Source organism: Phocaeicola acetigenes, from assembly GCF_027529745.1.
GTDB classification, from domain to species: Bacteria; Bacteroidota; Bacteroidia; order Bacteroidales; family Bacteroidaceae; genus Phocaeicola; species Phocaeicola acetigenes.
Map to the genome: position 1 here is coordinate 24381 of NZ_JAPZVM010000002.1, position 22190 is coordinate 46570.

17 protein-coding genes are annotated in these 22190 nt (G+C 42.6%); 9 read left to right on the top strand and 8 right to left on the bottom strand.

Features of this window, described 5'->3' with window-relative positions; all coding sequences use genetic code 11:
* Positions 1–44: 44 nt before the first annotated feature.
* On the top strand, positions 45–866 hold the full coding sequence (locus tag O6P32_RS02765; RefSeq protein WP_269876671.1) for a metallophosphoesterase: 822 nt from the start codon (positions 45–47) through the stop codon (positions 864–866).
* Positions 867–1587: 721 nt separating this feature from the next.
* On the opposite strand, the gene O6P32_RS02770 is transcribed toward O6P32_RS02765, so the two are convergent.
* The 8 genes from O6P32_RS02770 to O6P32_RS02805 all read right to left on the bottom strand — a co-directional run bounded on the left by O6P32_RS02770 (position 1588) and on the right by O6P32_RS02805 (position 12338).
* On the bottom strand, positions 1588–4101 hold the full coding sequence (locus O6P32_RS02770) for a zinc-dependent metalloprotease (protein ID WP_269876673.1): 2514 nt from the start codon (positions 4099–4101) through the stop codon (positions 1588–1590).
* Between the two features lie 28 nt (positions 4102–4129).
* Positions 4130–4720, bottom strand: coding sequence for a nicotinate (nicotinamide) nucleotide adenylyltransferase (gene nadD, locus O6P32_RS02775; RefSeq protein ID WP_269876674.1), 591 nt, complete (start codon positions 4718–4720; stop codon positions 4130–4132).
* Complete coding sequence (locus O6P32_RS02780; RefSeq protein WP_269876675.1) at positions 4702–4884, bottom strand: hypothetical protein; 183 nt, start codon at positions 4882–4884, stop codon at positions 4702–4704. The genes nadD and O6P32_RS02780 overlap by 19 nt, the downstream gene beginning before the upstream one ends.
* Positions 4885–4892: 8 nt before the next feature.
* Positions 4893–5456: a guanylate kinase gene (gene gmk / locus O6P32_RS02785; RefSeq protein ID WP_269876677.1), complete on the bottom strand. Its 564-nt coding sequence runs from the start codon at positions 5454–5456 to the stop codon at positions 4893–4895.
* Between the two features lie 50 nt (positions 5457–5506).
* Positions 5507–6382, bottom strand: a complete 876-nt coding sequence (locus O6P32_RS02790) for a YicC/YloC family endoribonuclease (protein WP_269876679.1) — start codon at positions 6380–6382, stop codon at positions 5507–5509.
* 126 nt (positions 6383–6508) lie between these two features.
* Positions 6509–7591 carry a TlpA disulfide reductase family protein gene (locus O6P32_RS02795; protein WP_269876680.1) on the bottom strand — a complete coding sequence of 361 codons (1083 nt, stop codon included), beginning with the start codon at positions 7589–7591 and terminating at the stop codon, positions 6509–6511.
* A gap of 9 nt (positions 7592–7600) precedes the next feature.
* Complete coding sequence (locus O6P32_RS02800; protein ID WP_269876681.1) at positions 7601–8983, bottom strand: RagB/SusD family nutrient uptake outer membrane protein; 1383 nt, start codon at positions 8981–8983, stop codon at positions 7601–7603.
* Positions 8984–9011: 28 nt separating this feature from the next.
* Complete coding sequence (locus O6P32_RS02805; RefSeq protein WP_269876682.1) at positions 9012–12338, bottom strand: SusC/RagA family TonB-linked outer membrane protein; 3327 nt, start codon at positions 12336–12338, stop codon at positions 9012–9014.
* A 652-nt stretch (positions 12339–12990) separates the two neighbouring features.
* On the opposite strand from O6P32_RS02805, the gene tsaB reads away from it, so the two are divergent.
* From tsaB to O6P32_RS02845, 8 genes are all read left to right on the top strand, one after another.
* Positions 12991–13680, top strand: coding sequence for a tRNA (adenosine(37)-N6)-threonylcarbamoyltransferase complex dimerization subunit type 1 TsaB (gene tsaB, locus O6P32_RS02810; protein ID WP_269876683.1), 690 nt, complete (start codon positions 12991–12993; stop codon positions 13678–13680).
* A 19-nt stretch (positions 13681–13699) separates the two neighbouring features.
* Positions 13700–14305 (top strand): DUF4290 domain-containing protein, encoded by a 606-nt coding sequence (locus tag O6P32_RS02815; RefSeq protein WP_269876684.1) that lies wholly within the window; start codon positions 13700–13702, stop codon positions 14303–14305.
* A gap of 18 nt (positions 14306–14323) precedes the next feature.
* A complete protein-coding gene (murA, locus tag O6P32_RS02820; RefSeq protein WP_269876685.1) occupies positions 14324–15631 on the top strand; it encodes a UDP-N-acetylglucosamine 1-carboxyvinyltransferase in 1308 nt (435 codons plus the stop codon).
* Positions 15632–15636: 5 nt separating this feature from the next.
* Positions 15637–16149 (top strand): ribosome maturation factor RimM, encoded by a 513-nt coding sequence (gene rimM / locus O6P32_RS02825; RefSeq protein WP_269876687.1) that lies wholly within the window; start codon positions 15637–15639, stop codon positions 16147–16149.
* An 8-nt stretch (positions 16150–16157) separates the two neighbouring features.
* Entirely contained in the window at positions 16158–17015 is an 858-nt protein-coding gene (locus O6P32_RS02830) for a M23 family metallopeptidase (protein ID WP_269876688.1), read from the top strand.
* 7 nt (positions 17016–17022) lie between these two features.
* Positions 17023–18180 (top strand): 1-deoxy-D-xylulose-5-phosphate reductoisomerase, encoded by a 1158-nt coding sequence (dxr, locus tag O6P32_RS02835; protein WP_269876689.1) that lies wholly within the window; start codon positions 17023–17025, stop codon positions 18178–18180.
* A gap of 38 nt (positions 18181–18218) precedes the next feature.
* On the top strand, positions 18219–19559 hold the full coding sequence (gene rseP / locus O6P32_RS02840; RefSeq protein WP_269876690.1) for an RIP metalloprotease RseP: 1341 nt from the start codon (positions 18219–18221) through the stop codon (positions 19557–19559).
* Between the two features lie 198 nt (positions 19560–19757).
* Positions 19758–22184 carry a S9 family peptidase gene (locus tag O6P32_RS02845; protein WP_269876692.1) on the top strand — a complete coding sequence of 809 codons (2427 nt, stop codon included), beginning with the start codon at positions 19758–19760 and terminating at the stop codon, positions 22182–22184.
* Positions 22185–22190 lie beyond the last annotated feature (6 nt).

A 22190-nucleotide genomic window follows, 5' to 3' on the forward strand; every position in this document is an offset into this window, starting at 1 on the left:
GTTTCACAAAGACAAAGGTAGGATTTTTTCACTACTTTTGCTGCATGAAAAAAGTCTTATTCTTCTTTTTGACGCTTATCCTGCTTTCTTCTTGTGCTACAGCCTCTTTTTCCCGTTATAAGGGAGTAGGCCGTATCAAGCAGTATGACATATATAGCACACAGTTGCCCGATTCGTTCGATGGATTCCGTATCGCTTTTGCTACGGATTTCCATTATGAAAGCCGTTTTACAGCAAAACGTCTGCAAGGGATGGTGCGTGCCTTACAGGCTGCAGATGCCGATGTCTTGCTGCTGGGAGGAGACTACCGTGGGCGCAACGGTGGTAATCTGACGGAGCTTTTCGATGCATTGTCTGAGGTAAAGACTCCTTATGGTACGTATGCAGTAATGGGAAATCACGACAGAGGTGAAAATGGAGAATGGGTACGCCGTGAAATGGAACGTACAGGAATCTGCTTGCTGGAGCATCAGACCGATACGCTGTTTCGGGGGAATGCGTTCATTTTGCTTAGCGGAGTACGGAATCCCTTCGATTTGAAGCAGAACGGAGTATCGCCTACTTTGGCTTTGTGTCCCGACGATTTTGTGGTGATGCTGGTGCATACGCCCGATTATGTGGAAGATGTCGATGTTTCGAATACCGATGTGGCATTGGCCGGTCATACGCATGGAGGACAGGTCAGCTTGTTTCGCCGGTATACTCCGGCTCATTTCTCCAAATACGGCAACCGTTTTCTTACCGGATTGAAACATAATTCGGAAGGGATACCGGTAATTATCAGCAATGGCTTGGGAACTTCGCGCAAGGATATACGCCTGTTTACACCGAGTGAGGTGGTAGTGGTGGTACTGCATAAGAAGTGACAGAATGTTACTTCGGTTCTTGTAATCCAAAGGCTTTGTTGCCCGATGACAATCTGTCAAATCAGATGCTTCTACACGGCTGTATTTGTACCCCGGTAAATAGTTGGTGAAAAAAATGCGCTTTTTTCGCAATTGATAGAATTTGAAAAGATAGCATATTACGCTTTGCTCTGTGTATATGAAGGGATGATTTAATGTATTTATTTCTTTTGTAATGGAATACTCTTATTTCGTATGTTTTTGTCAGGTTGTAGTTGAGGCTGATGGAGGGACGAAAAAGAATTCTGATTGTTAATTTTTGTATAAAAAGGAGCTGTCAAAGGGAGAAACAACTCCCGTTTGTTGCGGTTTTTCACACGAATAGTCACGCAATGCAACGCGACTAATCGCGTAACCCATCGATACTTGTATCATCAGCCTCTTTTACCTGTATCGTTTCCGGCTGTGAACGGTCGTGTAAATATGTTGAGCAGCATGTTTTATGGACGTTTTTTGTCCTGATTTTTCGCTGTTTTTCATCGTGAAGCCTTGTTTTGATAAAAAGTTGCGTTAGCAGTAATGCCTGTTTTTTCGATTTGTGTCAGCCGGAAAGGCTTTTCAGTATCTTTCTGATTCGGAATTTGAGCTGGAGTAGCAGGAGTCGGTGAAATAAAAAAGACCGTATTCCACCGGTAAGATACGATAGAAATACGGTCTTTGGTATAAGGAAAAGCAACGGTTTTTATTTGTTGCTCAGTGCCTCTTCAATCATAGCCTGCAGATTCTGGTAGTGACTTTTCTGTATGCCACTGCAAGAAGCAGCTGCGCTCTTGACGATAGAATTAATGGTAATCAGTTCGCCACGTGCCATGGCAGGAGCTTCCGAGTAGAAGTAGTTTCTTTGTACTCCGGGTTTGGCAGGAGCTTGTGATTTATCCAACAACTTAATCAGCGATTCTACATATACACGCTGGGTATTGCGTTTGTAGAGGTCGGTCTGTGCAGTACGGGTCCAGATAGTCTTTCTCAAATCGCTGAACATTTGCTGTGCCGTATAGGCTTTACGTCCGTTTGCAGCTTCGTTCATCATCATCTTGTTGAGCGTAGCTTTGCTGATCAGACGCGACAGGATATTGGCCTGTATCGTACAGATGGTATTGATAGGGTTGATGCCTGCTTTTTCCATCAATTCCTGATTAATCAGCCAGGTAGGAGCTGTGAACAACTGTTCATTGAGGAACGCAACAGCCCGTTTCTGGATAGAAGCAGGTACGAATTCCTGAGCTACCATGTCGGTTTGTTCTACCATAATCGGATTGCTGTAAATACCGGCTACGTTTTTGGTCACATGTCCCATGTATCGTGAATACTGGTTGACAACGTTTTGGTAAATCGTTCTTGCACCGGCATACGATTTGTTGGGCTCGTAAGACCACTTCAATATCTGCGGTACGATGCGCTGAAGATTTTTGATACCGTATGCACTTGCCAGCATTGCATCGTCTCCCAAATCCTCATTCTGATTTCTCGGATCGTTCGAGTCACTCTCTGTTCCGAATGTATAGCGGATATCTTCTTTCAGTTTGGCGATAATAGACTGGTTGGAGAAGGCTGTTTCCTCTTCGGGAGTCTTAAACTGAGGCAACCATCTGTATCCCCATTCAATGGCCCATTTGTCGTACATACCGATGCGTGGGAAAATACCGCTGCGACCGATACTGTCTTCCGGTTGGGCTACATAATTGAAGCGGGCATAGTCCATGATGGAAGGAGTATGTCCGTTGGCTTCTACCCATGCCTTGTCTCTCAGTTTTTCTACCGGTATGGTATGAGAAGCTCCGAAGTTATGGCGTAAACCTAAAGTGTGACCTACTTCGTGTGAAGAAACGAAGCGGATAAGTTGTCCCATCAGTTCATCATCGAACTGCATTTTTTGTGCAGCTTCGTCGAGTGTACCTGCCTGAATCATATACCAGTCGCGCAGCAGGCTCATCACATTGTGATACCAGTTGATGTGGGTTTCAATAATTTCTCCACTTCTGGGGTCGTTGATATGTGGGCCGCTTGCATTAGGAATATCCGACGGCTTATAGACGATAGCCGAATGGCGTGCATCTTCCAGACTCCAGCTCGGGTCGTTTGCCGGAGCTTCCTTGGCATAGATGGCATTCTTGAATCCTGCTTGCTCGAAAGCAACCTGCCAGTCGTTTACACCCTGAATAAGATAGGGAACCCATTTCTTGGGAGTCGCCGGGTCGATATAGATGACAATCGGTTTTTTAGGCTCTACCAGTTCGCCGCGCAGATAAGCTTCTTCGTCTTTAGGCTCCAGTCTCCAGCGGGTAATCAGATACTTGTATTCAATTCCCTGTGGATTGGAGTCGAAATCGGTATATCCCACAGTAAAGAAACCTACGCGAGGATCGTACAGACGAGGCTTCATCGGTTTTTCCGGAAGCAGAATCAGCGAGCTGTTCAGCTCGTAGGTCAGTGGAGTGTTGGGGCTTCCGGTCTCCAGTGGACTGATAGGTCTTTTTTCTTTTTTACACAGATAAGTGACAGTAGTCTTAATTTCGATATTCTGAGGGAAAGCGGTCAGACTGTTGATGTAGCTGGCCGTCGGAATCATGTTAAGAAGTCCGATAGCCTCTTTTGAATCGCTGTCGATAGAGAACAGCGGATTTTCTTTCTGTATAAAACTTCCGGCTTCTATTACATAGTTGCAGCGCACAGAATCTTTTCGGATGCTTTCTATGTTGAATGTGGCGACAATAGGATGTATGTTCGAATTCATGACAGAAGTATACATTCCCTCTTTGTCGGTAGCACGTTCGCGGTACGACATTTCACGGACGAAGATTCTGTTTTCTCCGTTCTTCTCGAAACGTATTACTTTACTTCTCAAGATATCTCCCGGATAGCCTATTTTCGATTTGTTTTTTGAAGCAGGAGCTTTGCTGATTCGGTTGACAATCAGCACATCCTTTTGAAGCAAAGAGTCGGGTATTTCGAAATAGTATTTGTCGTTTACCTTGTGCACGGTAAGAAACCCGTTTGTAGAAGCAGCTTGGGGAGTAATAATACTGTTATAAGGTTTCGGACCGGGCTTCATCATGCTCTGAGGTCTGGGTGGCATGACTTTTTCAGTCTTGGCTTTCTTACTTTTTTTCTTGATGAGTTTAGCTTCTGCACCGGTTACTGCTCCGGATAGCAACAGAGTCGCCAGTGCAAAGGCTTGTAGTTTTGATGTCTTCATACTTTGATGGTTTTGTTGTTATATCGTTTTATTTGTTGTATAGCTGGTGTTGCTTGATGAACCGGTACACTTCAGGATGAAGAAAGTAGCGTATGTCTTTACCGGAAGCAATGCTTTCGCGTATAAAAGTAGAACTGATTTCAAGCAAGGGCGTGTTTACAGCTTTGACTTGTGCGGGAAGCTCATGAGGATTGATTTCGTATCCGGGACGCGGATAAACCAGTATCCGGTGATTCCGGAGAATCTCTTCGGGAGATTTCCATTTGTCGAATGCAGCCCAGTTGTCTGCACCGATGATGAGTACAAATTCCCTGTCCGGATAAGTCTCCGATAACTTTTGTAAAGTAGTGACGGTATACGACGGACGGGGTAATGTAAATTCAAAGTCGGAGGCTTTAAAGCGGGGATAATCGGCAATGGCAGCTTCTACCATTTTCATGCGAAGATGATTATCGAGCAAGGTCTGTTCCTGTTTAAACGGATTTTGTGGAGTAATCAGGAACCAAAGCTCATCCACCCAGTTCTCCTCGCACAAATAATTGGCGAGTGCCAGATGCCCCAGGTGGATGGGGTTGAAAGTTCCTCCGAATATACCGGTTCTTATAGGATTTTTTTCCATTTCTTGTAGTTGACAACTTGCCAGGCTGCCACGAGAATCATGGCTACGGCAATGATATATTCCTGTTTGGCAAGAGCTATTATACCCACTGCGATTGCTACCAGTCCGATGAGAATGCTGAGTAGGATGAGTATCTGTAATGTTTTCTTTGGATTTTTAGCCATAATTCGGATTATTGATTGATAAAGTTGCTGATGACTTGAAGCGCTTCGGCCTGTGCCTTGCTTAAATCATCATTCACAATGACTACATCGAATTTGTCGGCAAAGCTTAGCTCAAATTCTGCTTTTGCAATACGGCTTTCTATTACTTCCGGAGTATCAGTTCCACGTCCGTTCAGTCGGCGGCGGAGTTCTTCTACTGAAGGAGGCTGGATGAAAACCGACAACGCACGTTCGCCGTAGAATTTTTTGATGTTGCATCCGCCTACTACATCTACATCGAATATCACGTTCTGACCTGCAGCAAGCTGTTTTTCAACCTGAGCTTTCAGTGTGCCGTAGAATCGGTCCTGATAGACTTCTTCGTATTCCAGAAATTCGTCGTTGGCAATACGCTGTTTGAATTCTTCCGGAGTAAGGAAGAAATATTCTACTCCGTTCTGTTCGGTGCCACGAGGCGGACGGCTGGTTGCCGAAATAGAGAACGCCAGGTTCAGATTCTGCGAAAGCAGGTAGTTGATAATAGTCGATTTCCCTGAACCGGAAGGAGCAGAGAATATGATGAGTTTACCCATATTTTTTATAGTTAAGAGTTGAATTTTAAAGGAAGAAGACGAAGAGGTCCTTACATCACGTTCAATACCTGTTCTTTAATTTGTTCCAGTTCGTCTTTCATCTGCACTACAATGTTCTGCATTTCCGCATGGTTTGATTTACTTCCTGTAGTGTTGATTTCACGTCCCATTTCCTGAGCAATAAATCCTAATTTCTTACCTTGTCCATGTCCTCCGGCCATTGTTTCGCGGAAATATTTCAGGTGATTGCTCAGACGCTGTTTTTCTTCGTTGATATCGAGTTTTTCGATGTAATAAATCAGCTCTTGTTCCAGACGGTTCTTGTCGTAATCTACGCTGATTGTTTTTTCAAGTGCATCGGTAATGCGTTCGCGTATTTTAGCCACTCGTTCTTTTTCGTACGGTTCGATGGAATGCAGCAAACGTTCGATGTTGTCTATCTTTTCAGTGAATTTCTTTTCAAGGGCAGCACCTTCCTGCTTGCGGAAATCTACCAAATGCTGTAGTGCTGTTTCAATAGCTGTGTAAGCCACTTTCCATTCTTCTTCCGACAGTTCCTGGATATCTACACGTGTCAGTACATCCGGCATACGCAGCAATGTAGCGAACCAGTCTTCGGGGGCGGGAATGTGACAAGATTCGGAAATTGTTTTAATCTGCTGGTAATAGTTTTCTACCAACGCAGCATTGATGGGAGTAGCAGCTTCTGCAGCTTCTTTTTCAATCCAGATACTGAAATCTACTTTTCCTCTTTCCAGTGTTTTGGTGATGAGGTTGCGGATTTCCATTTCCTTTTCACGATACAATGGAGCAATGCGGGTAGACAAGTCCATTGCCTTGCTGTTTAACGATTTGATTTCTACGTTTATTTTCTTATCTCCGAATGTGGCGGTAGCTTTACCGTATCCGGTCATCGATTGTATCATAATATTCAGTTTTTTATCGGGCAAAGGTAGGAAAAAGCCGGGAAAAAAGAAAAGCCAACTGATATTTCTTTTGGTTTCAGTTGGCTTTGCAGGGGATAAGGACTATATCCTATTGTCCGATGTCTCTTATTTGTTCGGATTTGTTACCTCCGGAAGGTTCAACAAATATTCAATCTCCGGATTTTGCTTGATGATTTCACCCGATGGGCTGACGAGGAACAAAGCCGGTATTTGCCGTATTTTATAAGCTTGAGAAATGGCATTGTCATTGAATGGTTTCAACTCGCTTGTGTTGGTCCATATAATGCCATCTTCTTCTGTCGCTTTTACCCATTGTTCTTTTTTCTCATCCAGATTAATACCACACATTACAACACCTCTTTTCTGGAGTTGTGGGTAGATGGCCTTTATCTCCTTGGCCTTGTCTCTGCACGGACGACACCAGGAAGCCCAAAAATCAAGCAGGACGTATTTCCCTTTGAAATCACTCAACTTTACCTGTTTACCGTGAATGTCGGTTGTTGTAAAGTCGGGTGCCTGGGTATTTTGAATCCATATTACACGTGCGTCTTCCATTTTTTCTTTTAGTGTCTTGAATGCATAAGAGTACGTATAGTTGAGAGTGTCAATGGTTTCGTATACTTCTTTCCATTCCGGATATTCTCTAAGTAGCAGGTTGCCGGCCAATTCGACTGCTGTATAACTTTGAGGATGTGCTTTGATGAAATCAATGGTTGCTTTTTCGCGTTTGAAGAAATTGTCATTCATTTGTTTCTGCAATGTGGCTAAAGCTTCCGGAGTAGAAGGGTTTTGTTTCATCAGAGACTGGCTTTCTTCTTCCAGGGGCTTAACCGTTTCCAGATACTGATTCATCAGCTTCTGTTCCACGCCTTGTTGTACACCGATGGCTCCGGCAGAAGCCGTATATTTTCCTCCGGCTTCTGCTATAAATTCATATCCTGACTGATAAGGACGGAACCGGATATAGTACTTGTCGGGGTGTTCGATGGCTTGAGTAAAAGAAAAACTGTTGGCTCCCGATAGAGTAATTGAATCTATATTTTGGTATTTCTGGTCAATATATCCCAAGTAAACAGTTCCGGTAAAAGGTTTTTCCAATGTTCCTTCTATGCTAAACTCTTTTTCTGTCTGTTGGGTACAGGCTATACCTGTAAGTAAAATACTTCCCAATAAAAGATATTTTTTCATATTTCTATATTAACGAGGGTTTTGTACAATGTTACTATTTTTGTTGATGATGCTTTGTGGAATAGGGAATAAATAACGGTTTGATCCCGGAGCCAGTGTATGTACTGTTCCGTCGGGAGTGGTTCGGGTCAGCGTCTTTGTATAAATACCTTCGTTTACTAAACGCTTCATGTCAAACCAGCGTAATCCGGAGAGAACTAATTCTCTGCGTCGCTCTTCCAAAACAATGTCAAGAAGACTCTTGTCTGCATCTTTTGTCAGCATGGTGTAGTCTTCTTCAGTGAATCGGTACTTGCGCAATTCATTTAGAATGTCAAGAGCTTGACTGTCGTTTTTGCGTGCTAAGGCTTCCGCTTTGATAAGCATCATTTCCGGAACACCGATGTTGTAGTTTGGAGTTGTCTGGATGTAGCAGTATGTATTTTCGTCATAGAAATACTCTCCTTTGTTGTCTACATTCGAGAACCAGAATTTAAAGCGTAAATCTTTTTCATTCTGTTTGTATAATTCAAGCAAATCTTCGCCGATGGCCATTTGTCTTAATGCGCTGCTGCCATTTACATTGTGGAACCATATTTTTTGTGGAGAAGAAATGTCTGTCGGTTTTCCGTTGATACTTCCCGATGGAAATTCAGTAGGGAAGGACCATTCTCTCATATCTTCCAGTTGGCTGTTCAGCTCCAGTGCTTTTTTTGCTTCTGTGGCTGCTTCATCGTATCGTCCCATGTAAAATAACACACGTGCACGCATGGCATAAGCCGATGCACGGGTGGGTTTATAGTTATTGCTTCCTAAAACAGGAAGATCTTGGTCGATACCCTCTAAGTCGCTTAATATTTGGGCTGTAACTTGTTCTACTGTGGCACGTGAGTGTTTTGCTTCAAGGTTGGGCTCTGTAACCAAAGGAACGCTTAAGTCGGTAGCAGCAGTGGCGGCATTGTAAGCCGGACCATATAGGCTCTGCAGATACCAATAATAGTAAGCACGGAAGATTTTTGCTTCTGCTGCGATACGCCGTCTGTCGGTTTCTGTTCCTCCTGTAGCACTACCGATGTTCTCAAGAACTACGTTTACGGTAAAAAGATGGTTATAAGTCTGATTCCAATTACTGTCGTCCTCGCTGTCAAGATAAAAGGCTTCCATCCAAAAATAAGCTTTGTTGGAGGCGTTGGTCAGATTGATGGCACGGTTGGGAATCATCAGATCGTCGGAGCAATAATAGGGTAAGGCATCATATCCATTAGATAAAGTCATGTCTTTCATTAAATTTCCGTAATCTTCTACCGTTGTTGGAATAACCTTTCCTTTGGGGAGTGTATCTAAAAAATCACTGCATGAGGAAAATAAAGCGATTGTTCCTATTAAGAAGAAAAAATTCTTTATACGTTTCATCTTATATCGTTCATTAAGGAAGTTAATACTAAAAATCAAGTTTCACACCACAGGTAAAGGCTATCGGATCGGTCAATGAGAATGTACCGCTTACAGGAGATACAGCTTCGGGGTCGTATCCTTCTTTATTGGCTGTCCATAACCATACATTATTGAGTTGGGCTGTGATAGACAAGCGTTTTACAGGGCTGTTGCGTAACCATTTTTTAGGAAGGTCGTAATTCAGCAATATTTCACGCAGGCGAATCATGTCTCCTTTTCGGATGCTGTTTGATGAATATTGAGCCAGTTCGGAAGCTCCTGTCTGATAAGTCATCAGATAGTTCATCATGTCGGAACAAATTGCTGGGACGTCTGTCTTGGCTTCATCGCCCGGTTGACGCCAGCGATCGGCAATTCTTTCGTTTAATGCCGGAGAAGATCCGAAGGGGTTCATATCCGGATATTCTACACGGAATACATGTCCGAAATTGTAAGTGAACAGGAAGTTGGCTTGTAGATTCTTATATCTGAATCCGGTTGACAGGCTTCCTGAGTATTTAGGTTGATAAGTACCACTGTATTCCAGGTCTTCTACAGTAAGATCCTCGTAAGTTGTTACTTTGGTACCGTCTGCTTTGTATGCTTGAGGTAGTCCCATTTCGTTCAATCCGGCCCAGCGATAGCTCCAGATTCCTTCGCGGGAGTATCCTTCTACAAAGCGGGTTGTACCATGTACACGGTTCAGTACAGGGCTGGAATCGTGAGCGCTGTTTCGTATAATCTTATTTTCATTGTAACCGAATACCCAACCTACATTCCATGTAAAGTCTCTTGTGCGGATCAAATCAGCGTCCAACTGGACTTCTACTCCACTGTTGTTCATATCGGCTGAGTTGATAAGTTGTTCGCTATATCCTACTGTAGGGTCGAGCTGGGCTTCGCCTAACAAATCGTATCCTTTGTTATGATAGTAGGTAAGGGTGGTGTTAATGCGGTCGAATAATCCCAAGTCTACAGACAAGTTGATAGAACGTGTACGTTCCCAACGGAGTAATGGATTGGGAGGAGTCGTAATACGCATATAGCCGCCACCGTCTACCAGATCACTGCTGATAAACTGTCCCACCATGATAGGAGAAGTTCTTCCGCTACGGTCGAAGTTTCCTGTTAATCCTAATGATGCACGTAGCATCAAAGCACTGATTGCATCACATTTGAAGAATTTTTCATTCTTGATATTCCAGTTGGCACCAAAAGACCAGATAGGGTTTCTTCTGTATTTATCGCTTACTCCAAACAGGTTGGATTTGTCTATTCGTAAACTTCCACTTACGGTATAGCGATTGTCGTAGGTGTATACTGCCGATAAATAATAAGAGATTTCTCTGTTTAAGATATCACTGAACTTATCGTAACTGCTCGCATAGTAACGCATGGGGTTACTGGACCAGGGTGGAGTTGTTCCGTTGGTTGCAAGATCAATCGCATCGATTGGAGACCATGATAAAGTTTGGTCGTTGTAACCTAATTTACGGTATGATTCTGTGGTAGTATGTTTGCTGCGCGCTTCGAAACCGGCAGTGGCATTGACATAGTGCTGTTTATCTGCACCGAAATTGCGGTTTAAGGTAGCACCTATTTTCATGGTCCATGCTTCGACATCGGTTTGAGAATGGTCCAAGATATCTCCTTTAGGAATACGATAGCTTAATCCGTTTTCTCCGATGACAGTATGTTGGTTAATCAATTCTCTTACACCGTAACTGTTTATAGACTGAATGTCTTTGTTAATCGACTGATAACGTTCGTACTGATAATCTGCAGAAAGATTCAAGCCTTCTATTACACGATAATCTAAGCCAAACCGTGCTTTATAATCGGTGTTTTTGGTTGTATTGTTGGCCATATCTATTTCATCCAGCAGGTTTTTACCGAAACTCAGATAACCATATTCTTGGGTATATTTGTCGGCATCCATTCGTGAGAATTGTGTATAGTCTGCAATACGGTTTCCGGCTTCATCTACGAGCATTTGAAATGGAAACAGGTTATAAATATCATTACTCAAATTGGTATATCCATTGTCGTTGTTGTCGAATGTGGCAGACAGGTCTGAGCGCAAAGTCAGGTTATGCAACAACTTGTATGATATCCGGGAATTGATATTGTAAGAACGTTCTTGGTCGCCTACATATTCTGAATGGCCGCCGATAAAACTTCCTGAAAGGAAATAATTGACACGGTCGGTGCCTCCGGAAACGGAAATCATGTGTTGCTGGCGGAAGGCATTGCGTAACAGGTAATCTTCTATCTGTTTGCGGTTGGAATAGGCTTTCAGCTTATTCAGACGAGCGTCCATTTCTGCCAACTTTTGAGGATCCATCGGTGAAACGGCACCAGTTTCCCAATCGATAATGACGTCCTCCCAATAATCGTTCAGAATTTCTTGAGATAAGGAATAGCCACTTCCTTCATAGCCGAATCCTCCCATCATTGAATTGTATCCGTAAAGGTGGGCTTCTCTGTCGTAGTCGATGATTTGTTCGCTGTTTGCACGGTGTAAGTCATCAAAATTGGGCTTAGCTGAAACCTTAAAGTTGTTGGAGTAAGATATTTTGAAGTCATTGGCTTTGCCTTTTTTGGTAGTAATGACAATTACACCATTGGCTGCACGTGAACCCCAGATAGCTGTAGCCGAAGCATCTTTCAATACAGTGATACTTTCTATCATGTCCATGTTTTCGGGAAGTTCTTCCACTTCGAAATCATCTACGATAAACAAAGGGTCGTTACCGGCATTCATAGAAGCACCTCCGCGGATACGGAACTGTTCGTTATAAATATTTAATCCAGGTACGGAGCCTTCAAGGATTCCTGCCAATCCTACACTGCTTCTCAAAGAAATTTTATCATTTTTGATAGTATTGACGGAACCGGTTACATTGAACTTTTTCAATGTCTGATAACCTGTTACTACTACATCGTCCATGAGTACACTGTCGTCTGTCATGTAGACTTGTGTTGCTTTTTTACTTCCTACAGGAACTTCTACCGTTTCGTAACCTACATAAGAAATAATTAAAATATCTCCCGGTTTGGCTGTAATGCTGTAATTTCCGTTAACGTCGGTGATAGTAGCTGTTTGCTTGCCTTTTACGCGTACGGTGCACCCAATCAATGAGGATCCGTCTTTACTGTCGAATACTTGTCCTGTAAAGTTCCGGGGAGTTGAATTTTGAGAGGTCGTTTGCTCTTGTGCATAGCTTCCTGTGCATAACGCACAGCCCAAGGCTACCAGACACAGACCTTTTCTCATTTTTTGAAGATGCGTTTCCCGATTTACTCTTCTCTCTTTAAAATTATTGTTCTTCATAAACCGTAGATTTGTTAAACTTAAACATAGAGTCTGTTATTTGTCAGTGTGCTTCATGTTTCCCTTCACAACTGACATGGATGCAATTTATATATTTTATTTTAATTTACAAAAATTATAATGAAAATGTGTAATATTTTGAAATTAAATCGCTGTTTTTGCTAAAAAAATAAAATGTATTGTCTTTTGAAGATAGGTATAAATAGAACTTGCTTTTTGTGAAAAATAATAATTTATCTTTGGAAAATGACTTTTCAAAAGAAGAAATGAAAAAGTTATCCGATAAAGTCGTATTAGAGTTGGTATCGTAATAGAATGATGTGAAAAAAAATTATCGGAAAGATTATTAAGGTTTGTCCTTCTTTGGAGCAAATTTTTGTAGCTATGTATTATCCGATTAAAGGTGATACAATCTTTGAATGAAGAGATGAAAAATTGACTGGTAAAATCGGATTTTGTTTCATGGGGAATTTTGTGGAAAATATTTCGCCTTGGTCGATTAAGCAGAAAAAAATAGCCGAGAGAGAAGAGTATTTAATTTTTCAGAAAGGAATAATATTTGTATTAAGAGCTTCTAAAAAACGTATGGGAATGGAAAACGAGTGCAAATAAAAGTGTATATTTGCACACATTATAATATAAAAAATAAATTATGTCGTGCATTTTACATATTGAAACTTCTACAGAGGTTTGTTCGGTTTCTGTCAGTCAGGATGGGGCTTCTATTTTTTCTAAAGAAGATTATAAAGGACCGTCGCATGCTGTGGCGTTAGGTGTGTTTGTCGATGAGGCTTTGTCGTTTGCCGATAATCATGCTATTCCGCTGGATGCTGTGGCTGTGAGTTGTGGACCGGGTTCATATACTGGTTTGCGTATCGGTGTATCTATGGCAAAAGGAATTTGTTATGGACGTAATATTCCCTTGATAGGACTTCCTACCTTAGAAGTAATGTCGGTACCTGTTTTGTTGTCGGAGGAACTTCCGGAAGATGCCTTGTTGTGTCCGATGATTGATGCACGTCGTATGGAAGTATATGCTGCCATTTACGATAGAGCATTGAATGTAAAACGTGCGATTGGTGCTGATATCATCGATGAACATTCGTATGCTGAATTCTTGGAAAAGCATCCGGTTTATTTCTTTGGCAACGGCTCTGGAAAATGTCGTGAGAAATTGGTTCATCCTAATGCACATTTCATTGAAGACATTCATCCGCTGGCTAAATGGATGTTTCCTTTGGCAGAAAAGGCAATGGCAAAACAGGATTTTAAAGATGTGGCATATTTTGAGCCTTTCTATTTGAAAGAGTTCGTCGCATCTACTCCAAAGAAGTTAATTTAATTCAGACCTGTCGTAAAATATGAAATACAATACCCAGCAACGAAGATTACCGCTTCCCGAATACGGACGAAGTGTACAAAATATGGTAGATCATGCCTTGACTATTGAGGATAGAGCAGAACGTCAGCGTTGTGCAAACACGATAGTGAATATCATGGGAGGTATGTTTCCACATTTGCGCGATGTAGCCGATTTTAAGCAAAAACTTTGGGATCATCTGGCTATAATGGCTGATTTTAAATTGGATATCGATTATCCGGTGGAAATCGTAAAAAAAGAAAGTCTTGAAATCAAGCCGCAGCGTATACCGTATTCACAGCATGATATTCGTTTCCGTCATTACGGACGTTTTGTACAGGATATGATTAAGTTGGCTGTCGATTATCAGGAAGGAGAGGAACGGAACCAGTTGATTCGGATGATTGCCAATCATATGAAAAGGGATTATCTGAATTGGAATAAAGACGGAGTGGAAGATCAGAAGATTTTGGATGATTTATGTGAACTCTCCGGGGGTAAAATCAAATTGTCTGCAGAAGATTTGCGTCTGACAGAACAGCGCACCTTTATTCCTCGGCGTCGTCAGATGAATAATAACAACAATCAGGGAAAGAAAAAGTATTAATTTATAAATTCGGGTATTATGGCATCATTTGTAATCGAAGGTGGACACAGACTGCATGGAGAAATTGTTCCGCAAGGAGCAAAGAATGAAGTTCTTCAGGTGTTGTGTGCAACGTTACTGACGAATGGCGAAGTAACCATCAGTAATATTCCCAATATTCTGGATGTGAACAATCTGATTCAATTGCTGAGAGATATGGGAGTGAAAGTTGCCAAACAGGGTGTAGATACTTATACCTTTCAGGCCGACGAAGTGAATCTGTCTTATTTGGAAAGTGAAGAGTTTCTGACTCGTTGTTCCAAACTGAGAGGCTCTGTCATGCTTGTGGGACCTATGGTAGCTCGTTTCGGTCAGGCAATGATTGCTAAACCCGGAGGCGATAAAATTGGTCGTCGTCGTTTGGATACGCACTTTTTCGGCTTACAAAAATTGGGTGCAGCTTTCGATTATAATGCAGCAGAGAGTATCTTTAAGATTTCAGCTACTCACTTGAAAGGAGCCAGCATGTTGTTGGATGAGGCTTCTGTAACAGGTACAGCCAATATCATTATGGCAGCAGTACTTGCCGAAGGTACTACTACGATTTATAATGCAGCTTGCGAACCTTATATACAGCAATTGTGCCGTATGTTAAACCGTATGGGAGCCCGTATTTCAGGGATTGCATCGAACTTGCTTACCATTGAAGGAGTAAAGGAGCTGAAAGGCTGTACTCATCGTATTCTTCCCGATATGATTGAGGTGGGAAGTTTTATCGGTATGGCTGCTATGACGGGAAGTGAAATTACAATTAAGAATGTATCATACGATAATTTAGGTATTATACCAGATAGCTTCCGTCGGTTAGGTATCCGTTTGGAACAGCGTGGTGATGATATTTTTGTACCTCGTCAGGATCATTATGAAATAGAGTCGTTTATTGATGGTTCTATTATGACCATTGCCGATGCACCTTGGCCGGGGCTGACTCCCGACTTGCTGAGTGTGATTCTGGTGGTTGCTACCCAAGCTAAAGGAAGTGTACTGATTCATCAGAAAATGTTCGAAAGCCGTTTGTTCTTTGTCGACAAACTGATTGATATGGGAGCTCAGATTATATTGTGCGACCCGCATCGGGCAGTAGTGATTGGACATGACCGTAACTTCCGTTTACGTGGAGGTAATATGACTTCTCCTGATATTCGTGCCGGTATTGCCTTGCTTATTGCAGCACTGAGTGCTGATGGTATCAGCCGTATTCACAATATCGAACAGATTGATAGAGGTTATCAGAATATCGAACAGCGTTTGACTGCGTTGGGAGCTCGTATTACCCGTATTGAATAAAAGCTATGATAAAAAGAGAGGAAGTATTTAAAATAGGTGTAATAAACAAACCTCATGGAGTGAAGGGAGAAGTGTCGTTTACATTTACAGACGATATTTTCGACCGTGTGGATTGTGATTATCTGATTCTTTTGCTGGACGGAATTTTCGTTCCTTTCTTTATTGAGGAATACCGTTTCCGCTCGGACAATGCTGCATTGGTTAAGTTCGAGGGGATAGATACTGCAGAGAAAGCACGTATGTTTACCAATGTAGAAGTCTTTTTCCCCTCAAAATACATGGACGAAGAAGATGCCATGGGGTCGTGGAATTTCTTTGTCGGATTTACAGTAATCGACGAAATACACGGCAATTTGGGACAGATTGTTGCTGTCGATGATAGTACGATGAATGTACTGTTTGTCATCGAGAAAGATGGAGAAGAAGTGCTTTTACCTGCTCATGAAGAGTTTCTGAAAAATATAGATGCCAAAGGGAAAATTGTGTATGCACAGATTCCCGAAGGCTTATTAGAATAGTATTGCAGATGAAAAAGAAAGGTCGTAAAGTATTTTGGCATAATATCAAGTTTAAGTATAAACTGACGATTTTTAATGAAAATACCTTGGAGGAGGTAGTAGCCATTCATGTCTCTAAATTAAATGGTTTGTCGGTGCTGCTTGCGACCTGTACAGTAATCTTTTTAGTTGCTGCTGCGATTATTGCTTTCACTCCTTTGCGTAACTATCTTCCTGGTTATATGAACAGTGAAGTTCGTTCCCAAATTGTAGCCAATGCGTTGCGGGCCGATTCATTGGAACAGGTACTGGAACGCCAGAGCCGTTATGTAATGAATATCCAGGATATTCTGAGCGGCCAGGTAAAGACTGATACAGTACAGTCAATTGATTCGCTGACTACTCTGAGAGCAGAGCAACTGATGGAACGTTCGAAAGAGGAAGAAGAGTTTCGTAAGAAATACGAAGAGAAGGAACGCTATAATCTGACAGAAGTGACTTATACTCGTGAAGCTGCAGGCCTTATTTTCTATCGTCCTACACGAGGTATTATGTCGAGAGACTTTAATCCTTCCGAAGGCCATTTTGGAGTTGACTTAACAGCCGATCCGAGAGAAGGAGTTCTGGCTGCTCTCGACGGGACAGTTATCCTTGCCACTTATACAGCCGATGCCGGTTATGTAATTCAAATCCAGCATGCACAGAACTTTATAACCGTATATAAGCACTGTGCTTCTTTGATGAAGAAAACAGGAGATAAAGTAAAAGGTGGAGAAGTCATTGCGCTGTTGGGTAACGCGAATGAAAAAAAGGAGAATCCCCAGTTGCATTTTGAGTTATGGCATAAGGGAAATCCAATCAATCCAGTGAAATACGTTGTTTTTTAATGAAGATATGAAGAAACAAATTGCTATATTAGGTTCTACCGGTTCTATCGGTACTCAGGCTTTGCAAGTAATCGAAGAACATCCGGATTTGTATGAGGCCTATGCGTTGACCGCCAATAACAAAGTAGAATTACTTATTGAGCAGGCGCGTAAGTTTCAGCCCGAAGCGGTAGTTATTGCCAATGAGGATAAATATTTGCAATTGAAGGAAGCATTGTCGGACCTTCCTATTAAAGTATATGCCGGTGCAGATGCATTGTGTCAGATTGTCGAATCGAAACCGATTGATATTGTCTTGACGGCCATGGTAGGATATGCCGGATTACGTCCTACTATGAATGCCATTAAGGCAGGAAAGATAATTGCTTTAGCCAATAAAGAGACTATGGTAGTGGCTGGTGAGTTAATAAATGCATTGGCCAGTCAGTATCGTACTCCTATCTTACCGGTCGATTCGGAACATTCGGCTATCTTCCAGTGTCTGGAGATGAATAATCCGGTATCGAAGATTATTCTGACTGCTTCAGGTGGTCCGTTCCGTACATTTACAATGGAACAGTTGCAGACCGTAACCAAAGAGCAGGCTCTTAAACATCCTAACTGGAGCATGGGAGCAAAGATTACCATCGACTCTGCTTCTATGATGAACAAAGGTTTTGAGGTGATGGAGGCAAAATGGCTGTTTGGAGTTACTCCGGAGCAGATTGAAGTAGTCGTGCATCCTCAGTCTGTTGTACACTCCATGGTTGAGTTTGAAGACGGAGCTATCAAGGCCCAGCTGGGAGTCCCCGATATGCGTTTGCCTATCCAATATGCATTCTCTTATCCTCGTCGTGTCAGTCTTTCCGGCGAACGTCTCGATTTCATGAAATGTAATACATTGACATTTGAAGCTCCCGATACGCATCGTTTCCGCAACCTTGCCTTGGCTTACGAAGCTTTGCATCAGGGAGGAAACATGCCTTGTATTGTCAATGCTGCCAATGAAGTTGTAGTAGCCTCTTTCCTGAAAGACCAGATCTCTTTCCTGGGTATGAGCGATGTCATTGAAAAAACCATGTCGAAGGTTGCATTCATTGAAAAGCCGACTTATGAGGATTATGTATCGACAGATGCAGAAACTCGTCGTATTGCAGCCGAAATGGTTATAAACGGATTGAAATAAATAAAGTAATAACAATAAATAAAAGAAGTAAACAGTAAATGGAAACATTTTTAATTCGTGCCCTTCAGTTGATTCTCAGCCTTTCGCTGTTGGTAATCATTCACGAAGGAGGACACTTTTTCTTTGCCCGCCTGTTTAAGATACGGGTAGAGAAGTTTTATATCTTTTTCGATCCCTGGTTTTCACTTTTCAAGTACAAGCCAAAGAACAGTGATACAGAATATGGAGTAGGATGGCTTCCTTTGGGTGGTTACTGTAAGATTTCCGGTATGATAGACGAGTCTATGGATACCGAACAGATGAAACAACCCGCCCAGCCGTGGGAGTTCCGTTCTAAGCCGGCATGGCAACGTTTGCTGGTGATGATTGGCGGAGTGTTGATGAACTTCCTTTTGGCTCTGTTCATTTATTCTATGATTTTGTATACTTGGGGAGACTCTTATGTGGCTCTGAAGGATATGACATATGGAATGAAGTTCAACGAGCACGCACAGGAGATTGGTTTCCGTGATGGGGATATTCTGAAGAGTGCCGATGGTAAAGAACTGGAGCGTTTCAACATGGACTTGTTGCGTGATATTGTAGAAGCACGTGAAGTAACCGTTTTACGCGATGGGCAGGAGAAGAAAATATTAATGCCGGAACTGAGTTTGCTGGATATTGCAAAAGAAGATCCTCTCTTCATGGGTACACTTCATCCTAATGTAGTTGACTCTGTGCTTGCAGGAGGAAGTTTTGCAAAAGCCGGTATTCAGAAAGGAGACTCTTTGCTTGCGTTCAACGATGTTCCTTTGAATTCCTGGAATGATTTCATGAACGAGATGTCGGATTTACGTGTGAAAGCAGAGTTGGCTCAGCAGACTACAGCCTCTTTCTCATTAGTTTATTCTCGTGCCGGTGTAAGAGATACAGTTGCAGTACAGACAAATGAGAATTTCAAGGTCGATGCGATAGGCGGATTGGCCGATTATAAAGTAACAACTCATTCTTACAGTTTCTTCGGTTCATTCCCTGCAGGTATAGCTTTGGGGGTAAATACTTTGAAAGGCTATGTCAATGATATGAAGTATGTATTCACAGCCGAAGGGGCAAAGAGTGTGGGAGGATTTGGAACCATCGGAAGTATCTTCCCGAAAGTATGGGATTGGCAGCGTTTCTGGGAAATGACAGCATTCCTTTCCATTATTTTGGCGTTTATGAATATTCTGCCTATTCCGGCTCTCGACGGTGGACATGTATTGTTCCTGCTTTACGAGATTATCGCTCGTCGTAAGCCTAGTGATAAATTCCTCGAACGGGCACAGATGGTAGGTATGCTCCTGTTGTTTGCCTTGCTCATCTGGGCTAATTTCAATGATGTATTGAGATTCCTTTTCTGAATAAGATAATTGGTTCTGAAAGATAAAAGAGACAATCCCCTTGTGTATTCCCGAATTCGTCGGACAGGGAAACACAAGGGGATTGTTTTTCTTTCTTTGTATTGTTTTGCACTGCTTTTCTTGTTCTTCGGACATGATAATCTGATATTTTTATCTAAGTTTGTGCCATGATATCACATAAATAAAGTATAAGAGAATATGAAGAAGTTATTGTTGGCTGCTGTATTGTGCAGTGGCTTTTGCCTGCCGAATGTATTCGGGGCAGTAGGGGAGGAACGTCTTCCTGAATATTTGCAGGCTGAGAAGTTTACCAAAGCCAAACTTGAAACCATGCTTTTCTCTACCAAAGTAGATCCTCATTGGTTTCAACAGGGAAATTGTTTCTGGTTTGAGTATAAAACCAGCGATGGTGTATTCTGGTATGTAGTAGATCCGGCTGCAGGTCGTAAAGAATTGTTGTTCGACCGTGATGAACTGGCTGCACAGCTGACTGAAATCGTACAGGATCCGTTTGAAGCACGTCATATTCCTATCCGTAATCTGAAAGCTAAAGAAGATGGCCGTACCTTCACTTTCAATGTCGTATCTACCCGAGAGGTAACGAATAAGGATAAAAAGAAAGAGAAAAAGGTATTCTATTTCTCTTACGATTATCCTACCCGTAAGCTGACACATCTGAAAGATGAAGAAAAAGAACCGGAAAAGAAAGACTGGGCTTCTGTTTCTCCTGATGGTCAGACTGTGGTATATGCCAAAGACTATAACTTGTACCGCATGAGTATTGCCGACTACCGGAAGGCACAGAAAAACGAAAAAGACAGTACCATTGTAGAAATCCAGCTTACTACAGACGGTGTCAAAGACTTTGGATATGGTATTCCCTATAGTACATTGAATACCGATACGCTATGCAATGGTAAGCGTCGTGCGATATGGGGAGGCTATTGGTCGCCCGATTCCAAACACTTTGCAGTGACACTGACCGACGAACGTGCGGTAAAAGAATTGTGGGTGATTAATTCCATTGCTACTCCACGTCCTACACTGGAAACTTATAAATATCAGATGCCGGGCGAAATGGCAGCTCCCGAAGATCATCTGTATGTGTTCGATATGACAAACAACACCCGTAAGGAGGTAAAGGTTTCGGCATGGAAGAACCAGACCATTGGAATGGAATACAGACCTTTCGAACAGAAGCAGCGCGACAAGGAGCTTAGATCGCTGGTATGGCAGGGCGATAACAACCGTTTCTATCTGGTACGGGGCAGCCGTGATTTGCATCGTATTGATGTATGTACGTATACTATCGGACAAGATTCTATTGTACCGATTGTAAAGGAACGTATGAATACCTATCAGGAAACACGACCGATTCATGTGTTCGATGAGGGAAAAGAGTTTATTCAGTGGAGTGAGCGTGACGGATGGGCGCACTTGTATCTGTACGATGAAAAAGGAAACTTGAAGAACCGCATTACCAAAGGTCCGTGGCATGTAGAAAAGGTGGTGAAAGTAGACGAAAAGGCGCGCACAATATACTTCCTGGCCAACGGACGTGAGAAAGGGGAAAATCCATACTACGAACATCTGTATCGGGTAAATGCAGACGGTACCGGCTTGAAGCAGATTACCAAAGGCGATTATTTCCATGAAGTAGAAGTAGACGATGAAGCACGTTATATCGTCGACAATTATTCACGTGTCAACACTGTGCCTTGTGCCGACTTGCTGGATCGTAACGGAAGAAAGGTGATGACTATTCAGGAAAGCGACTTCTCGCAACTGAAAGCAGCAGGTTATCAGTTCCCCGAACTGTTTACCGTAAAGGCGGCTGATGGAGTGACCGACTTGTATGGAGTGATGTATAAGCCGTTCAACTTCGATTCTACCAAGGTATACCCGATTATCGATTATGTATATCCGGGGCCGCAGGTAGAGGCTGTATACTATCCGTTTACTCGTATGAGTGTACGTACTGACCGCCTGGCACAGGCCGGCTTCATTGTAATTTCAGTCGGACAGCGTGGTGGACACCCCAGCCGTTCGAAATGGTATCACAACTACGGATACGGTAATATGCGCGATTATCCATTGGCAGACCACAAGGCTGCGGTAGAACAGTTGGCTGCCCGCTATAAGTTTATCGACATTAATCGTGTAGGTATTCACGGACATTCGGGAGGAGGATTCATGTCTACTGCAGCTATTTTCCAGTATCCCGATTTCTATAAAGCAGCTGTTTCGTGTGCCGGCAACCACGACAACCGTATTTACAACCGCTGGTGGAGTGAAACACATCATGGTGTAAAGGAACAAGTGAGTGAAAAAGGAGATACTACTTTTGTCTATAAGATTGCAACCAATCCGGAAATTGCAAAACAGTTGAAAGGACATCTGATGCTGGTACATGGTGATATCGACAACAACGTACACCCTGCCAACAGTATTCGTGTGGTAGATGCCTTGATTCGTGCCAACAAGCGCTTCGACATGTTGCTGCTCCCTGGCCAGCGTCATGGATTCGGCACTATGGACGAGTATTTCTACTGGCGTATGGTAGACTTCTTCTCAGAACATCTGAAAGGCCGTAAAGAAACATCGGTGGATATTCCCCGCCGATAGCCGGTT